The organism is Paenibacillus sp., assembly GCF_035645235.1.
Lineage (GTDB): Bacteria > Bacillota > Bacilli > Paenibacillales > YIM-B00363 > Paenibacillus_AE.
The window spans coordinates 1-9563 of the sequence record NZ_DASQMZ010000178.1; the positions used below are offsets into that span (position 1 = coordinate 1).

A 9563-nucleotide genomic window follows, 5' to 3' on the forward strand; every position below is an offset into this window, starting at 1 on the left:
GGACAAGATCCGCTCGACTTGCATGTATTAGGCACGCCGCCAGCGTTCGTCCTGAGCCAGGATCAAACTCTCCAAAAAGGGTAGTTCAACTGTGCTCATTACAAGCTAGCTAAAAGCATATTTCTCGAGACTTTTTTCTCAGCGACGAATCGCCTGCGAAAAAGCTCGATGCTCATGTTCGGTTTTCAAGGAACAAGCTTGACTTTCATCCTGCCGTGAAGCGACAGGAATTACATCCTACCACATTCGATCGTTCGATTGCAAGCGACAATGTTTCCCATCGTGCGCCGGCCTCGTGTCGATCGTTCGTGCCGTTTTCGCGGCGACAAGAATATACTATACCCACTTTCGACATAAAATGCAAATGGTAGTTTCCCCCATCCCAAACTTCGTACTGAGCTGAAGGCAAAAGGTCGTAAAGAAGGCGCCCCCTCCCAGTACGTCTTATGATCCGCCTTCATCAAACCTATCGAGTTATGGTATTTTTCCCCTTGCCTATTTTAATAGAGTTAGGACAAACGACAGTTCCCTGTAGATGACTAAATTCATAACTTGAAGCAGTCCTATGAATGGAGGTGGTTCTAATGAAATGGTTCAGAGGGCTTATGACTCGCTTGTGGAAGGACGACTCCGGCCAAGGCATGGTCGAGTACGGACTTATTCTTGCCCTTGTCGCCGTCGTCGTCATCGGACTGCTGCTCACCATGGGCGGAGAGTTGGAACGGTTCTTCCAGTATATCGTCGATAAGATGGGCGAAATCACTACGCCGACTACGTAATCGCAATGCGGGGGAGGGGGAAACCCCTCCCTTCATTCCCATATGAGCAGGAGGGTCGTCGATGCTTACCATCGTTACGCTGCTATTTTCTGCCATTGTGTTCTACTACGATCTCAAATACCAAACGATACCCAATAAGCTCACGATCCCCGCGATCGGAGCCGGTTGGCTTATCTCCTTAGAACATGGCGCCTTTGTATCGAGCTTACTCGGCTCCGCGATAGGATTTAGCGTTCTGCTTGTCCCGTTCCTCTTCGGATGGGTCGGCGGCGGAGACGTAAAGATGCTTGCCGCGCTCGGCGCGCTCATGGGCCCTTCGCCCTTCGTATCCGCGTTTTTTCTCGGCATATTGATCGCTGGCGGCTTTTCCTTGTTGGTACTGGTCAAACATCGCGCTTTATTCGAGATGGTTGCCTATTTATTTCGATTGCCGGAGGGGGAGCGGTACCGACGGATCAATCAATGTATTCCGCTAGGATCTTGCATGAGTTTGGCCGTGTTTGCCCTCGTCCTCTTCGGGTTGGTGGGATGATATGTATTATCGAAAGCTTTATCTTGTCATTTCGTTGATTTTCGCGATGATCACGACGTATGCAGGGTATTGGATCGTCTCTTCCGTCGACAAGCCTAATGTGCCTTACGTGGAATATCCGGTAGCCGCACGCGCGCTTGAGCCGTTGTCGACCGTGTCCGAACAAGATCTCGCCCGCATCCAAGTACCGGAAGGAGCGCTGGACGGGGTTGCTTTCCTTCGAGATCCCCAAGAGATCATAGGCCGAACCGTCATGCACGGTATCGCGCAAGGAAGCCTCTTCGCGGCGGAAGACTTCCTGAACGTGGACACCGTCAACCCGTTCCATCTGCCGGAAGGCTACCGCGCCATTACGGTCGAAAACACGCCCGTCATCGGACTTGGGGGACATCTGCGTCCGGGGATGTTCGTCGATATCATTTGGATTCGACAGGACGGAGACGGTTCGAGGGCGCTGCTTGCCTTTCAAAATATTAAAGTGCTTGCCGTCGGTTCACCGGGAACGTTGGAGCTGCCCGAAGCGGCGAAGACGGTCACGCTGATGCTGCGGGCGGAAGAGGCGCTTGCGTTCGCGCTTCAAGCGCAAACGGGGACGTTCGCCTTAACCCTTCGGCCTGCCCCGACCGAGCCCGCCGTCACCGTCGAACCGTTGCATGTGAACGATATGATTCGGCCGTAAAGGGGGGAACTACGTTGCAGAAAGCAAGGGTGTTTCATATTGACGCCTCCGAAGCCTCGCGCGAGCTGCTTGAGGAGATGCTTGCGGGGAAGCCGGGCATTCATCTGCTCGGACACGCGAGCTCCGTCGAAGCCGGACTGGAAGAAATCAAGCGGCTCTATCCCGATATCGTCATCCTGGACGAAAACGTCAGCGGCGCGGCGGTCGCCGAGGACGTAGGGCAGCTGCTGACACGCTCGCCGTATTTGGCCGTTCTCGTCACGACCAGCGACGATACGGGCGTGAAGTGGCGGCAGCTGATGAACGCCGGCGCTCGCGACGTCCTCTCGAAGCCGTACCATGCGGACGAATTGATCCAAGCGTTGCGGAACGTCTACGGCCATATTCAGCCGCTGCGCGACCATTACGCCGAACATTCGACCAAGCTGCTAATTCGATCGCCCAAGATGATCACCGTCTTCGGCACGAAAGGCGGCATCGGGAAGTCGACCCTCTCGTCCATGCTCGCCGCCGGATTATCCTACCGGTTCCGGGAAGATACCGCGTTGGTCGATTTGGATCTGCAGTTCGGAGATATTTCCGTGATGATGGACATCGTGCCCCAAGCGACGATGACTCATGCGGTGGAACGCATCGAGCAATTGACGGGCGCAGAACTCAGGGAGTTAATGACGAAGCACCCGCTCCAGCTTCACATCCTCCCTTCCCCGCAAAACCCGGAGGAAGCCGATTTTATTAGCGAGCCCGCGTTGATCAAAATTTTTACGTTGCTCAAGGAGCAATTCGATTACGTCGTCGTCGATTGCCCGCCGGGCTTCTCGGAGTCGTCGGTCGTGGCGTTGGAACGAAGCGATCTGATTTTGTTCGTCACCTCCCCCGAGCTGATTTCGCTTCGAAACACGAAGACCGGACTGAAGACGATGCGGGAGCTCGGCATCGATTCGTCGAAAATCAAAATCGTCGTGAATCGGCATTCGGCGAAAAGCCATTTCAACAAGTCGATGATCGAGGAAATTCTTGGCGCGCCGGTGTACAAATTTTTATCGAACGACTACCCGCAAGTGCTGAAATCCATCAACCAAGGAAGGCCCGAATGGATTTACGACAGTTCCTCGACGCTGGGCAAAGATCTTGGCGACATGATCGAAGGCTTACGAATGTTTTATACCTTGGACGCCGAACGGAAAACAAGACGAAGACGTTGGCCTTGGTTTCGGCGCTGACGGCAAGGAGGCGTGTGGCTTTGTCTTTATATAAAAAACTGAAGCAGAACAAACAACAAGCCGGCGAGACGGGTGCGCAGCAAGAGACGATCTTGCTGATGCAGCGCATCCGGTCCAAGCTGCTGATGCGCAGCCAGCGCTCCGTCGCGGACGAAACGGAGCATCCCACCCTTCGCCGCGAGGTATCCGAGTACTTGGAGACGCTGCTCGGGGAGGAGCAGCGGTTTTTGCCGAAGGAAGAGAAGGAGAAGCTCATTACGCAAGTCGTTCAAGACATTACGGGGCTCGGTCCGATCCAGCCGCTCCTCGACGACGAATCCGTCAGCGAAATTATGGTGAACGGTCCGGGGCAGGTGTATGTAGAGCGGTTCGGCAAGCTGGAGCTGAGCATGCATCATTTTCTGAACGATCAGCAAGTGCTGCATGTCATCGAACGCATAATCGCCCCGTTAGGACGCCGCATCGACGAAAGTCAACCGATGGTCGACGCAAGACTGCCGGACGGGTCGCGAATTCATGCCATCATTCCGCCCTTGGCGCTGAACGGACCGACGTTGACCATCCGCAAATTCCGTAAAGATAAATTGGGGGTTCAAGAGCTCATTCAATATGGAGCGTTAAGCAAGGAGATGGCGCTCTTTCTGGAGCAGGCCGTCATCCACCGCATGAATATTTTGGTGGCCGGCGGCACCGGGAGCGGCAAGACGACGCTTTTGAACATCCTAAGCGGTTTTATCCCGGAAACCGAGCGTATCGTTACGATCGAGGACGCGGCGGAATTGCGGCTAAGACAACCGCATGTCGTCTCGCTCGAAACGAGGCCTCCGAACATCGAAGGACGCGGCGAAGTCACGATCCGCGACTTGCTCCGCAACTCCCTTCGGATGCGTCCGGATCGAATTATTATCGGGGAGGTTCGCGGCGGGGAAGCGCTCGATATGCTGCAGGCCATGAATACCGGCCACGACGGCTCGCTGTCTACGGTGCATGCCAACACGCCGCGAGACGTCATTTCCCGTCTGGAGACGTTGATGCTGATGTCGGGCTACGACCTGCCCCTGAAGGCGATCCGCGAACAAATCGCATCCGCCATCGATCTGATCGTGCTCCAGAAGCGCTTCCGCGACGGCAGCCGAAAGATTACGCATATCACGCATGTCGAAGGCATCGAAAATAACACCGTCGTGCTGCAGGACCTGTACGTCTTCGAAGAAATCCAGCCCTATGGCACCGCCGCGGTGCGAGGGAAGTTCGTCCAAACCGGATCGGTCTCGTTCCGGGACCATTAGGCGATCTCGAAAGAAAGGAAGGTGAATATGCTTGAAAACGGTTTTTCTTCTCGGCTGCTTCGCAGCGGCGTTCATGCTTGTGCTCCCCTATGCTCGGAGCGTGAACGAAACGATCGCGACCCGCATTCGGATACGCCGTTACTTCCGGATGCAGAAGGAAAAACCGGCGCCAACCATGGAAACCCGTCCGGCGGCGGCGAAGCGGGCGTTCTGGAACGCGCTCGAGCGCAAGCTTGCCGCCGCTTCGATCCCGGTGACGCCGAAGGAATTTATAAGCATTGCGCTCGGCGCCGGCCTCCTGCTTGCGTTATTGGCCTTCCTATGGGGGCTCCTGCCGTCCTTGACGCTCGGTGCGCTCTTTTACGGCATGATCGTTGTCCTGCTGAAGCAATTGCCCGCTCGGAAGAAACGAAAAATCGCCGCGCAGCTCGGGGACGCTCTCCTGCTCGTCTCGAGCGCCTTGAAATCGGGGTACTCGATCGTGCAAGCGATCGACCTCGTTGCGAAAGAAAATATGCACCCGATATCCGAGCAGTTTCAAACGCTCATCCACTCCATTAAGCTGGGCGAGCCGTTCGAGAAGGCTTTGGCGGATTTCGCGGATCGGCTCGATATCGAGGAATTGACGCTTGTAACCGATACGATTCTAATTACCCGCGAGACCGGCGGCAACGTTACCGAAGTGATCGATAAGCTCATGGAAGTCATGCGGGAAAACGAGAGGCTGGCCGAAGAAGTAAGAGCCGTCTCCGCGCAAGGGCGGATGTCGGCATGGGTCATCGGCTTGCTGCCCCTCTTCCTCTTCGTATTCCTTACTTTGATTAGCCCGGAATACATGTCCGCCCTATTTAGCAACGTATTCGGCATCGTCTTGCTGGGGGTGGCGGCGGGCAGCCAGGCGATCGGGATCTGGATTCTCCGTAAGATGATTCGGTTCGAGATAAGGTGAGTGAGGAACGATGTTAACCGTCGCGTTCGTCTTATTGTTGTTTTTCACAAGCTTTTCGATCGGCTCCATCGGTCTGCATTCGCTTGTATGGAATCCGCGCAGAAGGCTTCTGCAACGGATTCGAATTTATTTTCCGAAGGACCGCGCCAATGTATACGAAGTCCCGCTTTTCCAGCGGCTGCTTGCCCCGTTGCTTCAGAAATTCGCGACCTTCGTCGGCCGCTTGACGCCCCGGCGGTACCGCGAATTTTTGCTGCGGGTCACGCTGCTCTTGACCGAGCCGGTCGACGTCGCTCGACTGATCGCGGCGAAATGGCTGCTGTTCGTCGGCACCATGCTCGTTTTCGGCGCGTTAACCTTCGCAACGCGAACGTCGTCGCCGGTCCTGTGGCTCCTTCCGATCGTAGTGTTCTTTCTGCCGGATCTTCTCCTTCGCGGGCGCGTGAATGCGCAGCGACGCCGGATGCAAAGCGAGCTCCCGTATCTGCTCGATATTTTATCCGTCATTCTGGAAGCGGGCACGTCGTTCGACAGCGCGCTGGGGAAAATTTGCTCCAAGCGGGACGGTCCTCTATATAAGGAGCTGCAGCGGACGATGCGCGAAATGGCCGTCGGGTCAACCCGCGAGGAGGCGCTGCGGCATACGGCGGAACGGATCCAGCTCGCCGACTTCTCCGCGCTTGTCCGCGCGCTCATTCAAGCGGATAAGATGGGCGTCAGCATCGTCAAGACGATTCGGCTGCAGTCGGAGCAGCTGCGAATCAAACGTGCCCAGCGGATCCGCGAGCAAGCGATGAAGCTGCCGGTCAAGATGATGTTTCCGCTGGTGTTGTTCATTTTCCCGCCTATCTTTCTAGTCATATTGGGTCCCGGCATACTCCAAATTATCGAGATGTTCACGAAAGCGTAAAGGAGGTACCGACATGTTCTTTCTTCCGAAACGGAAAGCGCGGTTCGATCCCGCGCGGCGTCCGACCCGCCCGATCGTCATCTTGGTCACCAAAAACCATCAAGACGAACTGCAGCGCTATTTGATCGGCTTGACCTCCGGCGATTGGTTTCGGGAGGGGGGCGAGATTTATATTTGGGATTTGCATTCTCTAGACCGGACGAAAGCCGTAGCGGAGAAATATACAGCCCTGTACCCGAACCAGATCCATTGGACGTCCGATTCGCCCGAGCTGCCGTACGCGCTTTGGGTCGGGCGATTCCGGGACGAACCGATGGTCGAGGTCGTCAACTTGCCCGGCATGGACGCTAGGAACGGCTACCTCCCCCCAGGCTGGTGGAAATGTTGGTTCGAGCGGCTTCGGCGCAAGGTCCGTTCCGAACGGCGAAAGCCGGATCCCGAACGAATCGTCGACATCGTGGAACGGGAAAGAGTCCGAGTGTACGAATTGGTTCGCGAGCACTTCCTGGAACCGTTAGCGCATGTCGAGATGCTTCACGCCCATGCCGAAGCGTCGGCAAGCGACCTCTCGCAGCTGGATCGATTGAGAGAAATCTATAACAAAAGCGCAGCCCGGATGCGGACAGCCGCCCTGCTTCTGGACCCCGGCGTTTGGCGCGGAGGCAGTCTTTATCACAGCGTCTTAAGCTATTGCGACGGGGTCACGGAGCGCACGCATCTCCCATGCGAGGTCGTCGAGCGAGGGGCGGAGCGGCGGCTGCCGGAGCATATCGGGATCAGCCTGATGCGGATCGTCGGCGAGTGGTTCGCCCTCGTCGCATCGTCCGGGGGTACGCAGCGCGTCGACGTCGACATCCGCTGGGTTCGGCGCGGGGTCGTCTTGCGCCTGAAGGCGCATGGCGGCGCATGGGAGGAGCGGCGATCGGCGGAGCGGCTCGCAATTGCGCACCGGGCATCGATGGTGGAGGGCGCCGTACGGTGGTCGACCGATTCGGTCGCGGTCTGGGTCCCTTGCCCCGTCGAAGAGGCGGAGTCCTCATGAGACGACGGCGAGGCGAAGCCGGACAAAGCTTGCTGGAATGGTCTATCCTCATGCCGGTGATCCTGCTGGTCCTCTTTGCGATGGTCGATCTTAGTTTTATCTTGTATAAGAAGCACACGCTGGAACAGCTGACGAAGGAAATCGCGCGCGGCGCCAGCGTCGGACAATCGGTTGCCGACGTGAGCGCCAATGCGGAACGAATCGCCGCCGTGCTGTTCCCCGTCTCCGCGTCGACGTACGAGGAGACGACCGACGCCGCAGGAAAGAAGTACGGCAGCTTGCGGTTGACTTCAACGGACGGACAGCACGTGCGAATCGCCATGGAGCCCGCGTTATCCGCACGGACGATGGGAGCGACGATTCGCGTGGCGGCGGAATATACGTACCCCTTCGTTACGCCGTTGCTGCAAGGTGTCGATGCGTTACTCCTCCGCAGCGCTTACGTCGCGTTAGTGGAATATGTACCGAAATGAAGCTGCTCTCCGACCGCAAGACGTTCGCAGATCCCCGTGTCCGACGTTTCCAGCACCGCCGCAGCCTGTTTTATGTAAGGACCTATGCGCCAAGGCGTAAGCACGCCGAACCAAACGATGTGAGATTCTTTGTCTAAGTAAATCACCGCGATCGGAAACCTCATAAACCAGGTGTGTACGGCTTTACACGGCGCGATCAGAACCGCAACGTCCTTCGGCAGCCCGGCGCGGAGCATCAGTCCGGCGAACCGCGACCAGAAGGAGTCGAGGCGAATGACCTTTTTCCGAAGCTGCAGCATGGTTCATCCCTCCCTCCTTCATCCTATCGCGACGGACCGACGACTATGATATTGGAAAAGGAGGCCCGCACGTTGCTACGATTTTGGCGTCATGAAAAAGGCCAATCCGTCGTCTTATTCGCACTGCTGTTTCCCGTCATTCTCGCATTTGCCGGACTTGCGATCGACACGGGGTGGTTCCTACACCATAAGATGAAAATTCAGCATGCGTCCGACCTGTCCGCGCTGGCCGCAGCGCAGCATCTGCCGGGTAACCCCTCCGCGGCGAGCGCCGAGGCCGTCCGCATGTTCGAGGCTAATTTCGGGCAGCCTACCTCGATCAGCAATATTAACACCTTTAATTCGAATCGAGGCATCAAAGTTCATTACGAGTCCGATTTGCCGCTCCTGTTCATGCCGCTGCTCGGCATCCAGTCGGTCAGTTTGACCGGGAAGGCGGAGGCCGTCGTCGAGTTTCTGAGCCAGCCTGCCGAAGTGATCCCGGTGGCGATCTTCCATACCGTACCGCTCGTATTCGGTCAACAGACTGTCATTTACGGGGATAACGACACCGTCGGCAATTTCGGTCTCGTCGACCTGAGCAACGGAGCGATCAGCAATTCGGGGGATCTCACCATTAACGATGCGATCACGAAGTGGATCGCCGGCGGCTTTACCGCCGCGGACGGCGTTTTGCCGAGAACGGGGCAACAAGTATTGACCATCACCGGCAAGCGCTCGGGCCCGGTGGACAAAGGATTCGACACTCGCATCGCGGAGGGGCGAACGACCGTCATTTGCCCTGTCGCCGACTTCTCGAAAGCGAAGTCCACCAGCAAGGTGCCGATCTTGGGGTTCGCCATGTTTCGCGCCGTCTCCAGCGAATTGGTAGGCATCGGCTCGACCGCGACCGTCCATATCATCGGTGAGTTCGTCGAGATGATCGACCCTCATGCGGTGACTGCTCCCAGCGCCGGCGCGTACGGGGTGAAGAACATCTATTTGGTGAAATGAGCGATCATGCCAACCGCGCCTTCGGTCGTCGTACGATCGGAGGCGTGTTTGTTCGCCTTGGTGCGCCGCCCTGCTGCCCTGCTGGCCCGGTATCCGCGTTGCGTCCCCCGCGCGCCGCACCGCGCGTCACCCTAGCGGCGGATGGGAACACCTTGCCTACATTCAGGGAAGGGTGTTCCCTCTTTTTAGGTACGCACTTCCCACTTTGTCTGCATCCCGTACTCGTCGTCGCAATACGCGCCTCAGCCGCGCGCCTGGTCCGCTAATTTGCCTACACACTTTGATGGTGGTTGTTCCCGCCGCGTCAAAGTGGGAACACCTTTCTCTCTTTCGGGGAACGCGGTTCCCGATTTTAAGGTACACCTTTCCCAGTTCGTTGGCTGCCTGCTTCCGTC

The 9563-nt window shown here is 57.0% G+C and carries 11 protein-coding genes and 1 rRNA gene; 10 read left to right on the forward strand and 2 right to left on the reverse strand.

The features are described 5' to 3' along the window. A 16S ribosomal RNA gene (locus VEZ38_RS17025) occupies positions 1-78 on the reverse strand; the annotation flags it as partial. 506 nt (positions 79-584) lie between these two features. On the opposite strand from VEZ38_RS17025, the gene VEZ38_RS17030 reads away from it, so the two are divergent. The 9 genes from VEZ38_RS17030 (at position 585) to VEZ38_RS17070 (ending at position 7876) form a co-directional block, all read left to right on the forward strand. Continuing rightward, on the forward strand, positions 585-779 hold the full coding sequence (locus VEZ38_RS17030) for a Flp family type IVb pilin (RefSeq protein ID WP_324895567.1): 195 nt from the start codon (positions 585-587) through the stop codon (positions 777-779). A gap of 61 nt (positions 780-840) precedes the next feature. After that, positions 841-1311: an A24 family peptidase gene (locus VEZ38_RS17035; protein WP_324895569.1), complete on the forward strand. Its 471-nt coding sequence runs from the start codon at positions 841-843 to the stop codon at positions 1309-1311. A 1-nt stretch (position 1312) separates the two neighbouring features. Beyond that, on the forward strand, positions 1313-1990 hold the full coding sequence (gene cpaB / locus VEZ38_RS17040; protein WP_324895571.1) for a Flp pilus assembly protein CpaB: 678 nt from the start codon (positions 1313-1315) through the stop codon (positions 1988-1990). Positions 1991-2004: 14 nt separating this feature from the next. Then, positions 2005-3213 (forward strand): AAA family ATPase, encoded by a 1209-nt coding sequence (locus tag VEZ38_RS17045; RefSeq protein ID WP_324895573.1) that lies wholly within the window; start codon positions 2005-2007, stop codon positions 3211-3213. Positions 3214-3233: 20 nt separating this feature from the next. After that, positions 3234-4502 carry a CpaF family protein gene (locus VEZ38_RS17050; protein WP_324895575.1) on the forward strand — a complete coding sequence of 423 codons (1269 nt, stop codon included), beginning with the start codon at positions 3234-3236 and terminating at the stop codon, positions 4500-4502. A 31-nt stretch (positions 4503-4533) separates the two neighbouring features. After that, positions 4534-5451, forward strand: coding sequence for a type II secretion system F family protein (locus VEZ38_RS17055; RefSeq protein WP_324895577.1), 918 nt, complete (start codon positions 4534-4536; stop codon positions 5449-5451). A 10-nt stretch (positions 5452-5461) separates the two neighbouring features. Continuing rightward, on the forward strand, positions 5462-6361 hold the full coding sequence (locus VEZ38_RS17060) for a type II secretion system F family protein (protein ID WP_324895579.1): 900 nt from the start codon (positions 5462-5464) through the stop codon (positions 6359-6361). Between the two features lie 13 nt (positions 6362-6374). Then, positions 6375-7403, forward strand: coding sequence for a hypothetical protein (locus VEZ38_RS17065; RefSeq protein ID WP_324895580.1), 1029 nt, complete (start codon positions 6375-6377; stop codon positions 7401-7403). Then, a complete protein-coding gene (locus VEZ38_RS17070) occupies positions 7400-7876 on the forward strand; it encodes a TadE/TadG family type IV pilus assembly protein (RefSeq protein WP_324895582.1) in 477 nt (158 codons plus the stop codon). The genes VEZ38_RS17065 and VEZ38_RS17070 overlap by 4 nt, the downstream gene beginning before the upstream one ends. Here the strand turns inward: VEZ38_RS17070 and VEZ38_RS17075 are convergent. Then, on the reverse strand, positions 7843-8175 hold the full coding sequence (locus tag VEZ38_RS17075) for a DUF192 domain-containing protein (RefSeq protein WP_324895584.1): 333 nt from the start codon (positions 8173-8175) through the stop codon (positions 7843-7845). The two genes, VEZ38_RS17070 and VEZ38_RS17075, sit on opposite strands and share 34 nt — an antisense overlap. A gap of 72 nt (positions 8176-8247) precedes the next feature. On the opposite strand from VEZ38_RS17075, the gene VEZ38_RS17080 reads away from it, so the two are divergent. Then, positions 8248-9168 (forward strand): pilus assembly protein TadG-related protein, encoded by a 921-nt coding sequence (locus VEZ38_RS17080; protein WP_324895586.1) that lies wholly within the window; start codon positions 8248-8250, stop codon positions 9166-9168. Positions 9169-9563 lie beyond the last annotated feature (395 nt).

Coding starts and splice junctions, on each gene's coding strand:
- VEZ38_RS17060 (WP_324895579.1), top strand. CDS start 5,462: ATGTTAACCGTCGCGTTCGTCTTATTGTTGTTTTTCACAAGCTTTTCG.
- VEZ38_RS17035 (WP_324895569.1), top strand. CDS start 841: ATGCTTACCATCGTTACGCTGCTATTTTCTGCCATTGTGTTCTACTAC.
- VEZ38_RS17030 (WP_324895567.1), top strand. CDS start 585: ATGAAATGGTTCAGAGGGCTTATGACTCGCTTGTGGAAGGACGACTCC.
- VEZ38_RS17070 (WP_324895582.1), top strand. CDS start 7,400: ATGAGACGACGGCGAGGCGAAGCCGGACAAAGCTTGCTGGAATGGTCT.
- VEZ38_RS17065 (WP_324895580.1), top strand. CDS start 6,375: ATGTTCTTTCTTCCGAAACGGAAAGCGCGGTTCGATCCCGCGCGGCGT.
- cpaB (WP_324895571.1), top strand. CDS start 1,313: ATGTATTATCGAAAGCTTTATCTTGTCATTTCGTTGATTTTCGCGATG.
- VEZ38_RS17075 (WP_324895584.1), bottom strand. CDS start 8,175: ATGCTGCAGCTTCGGAAAAAGGTCATTCGCCTCGACTCCTTCTGGTCG.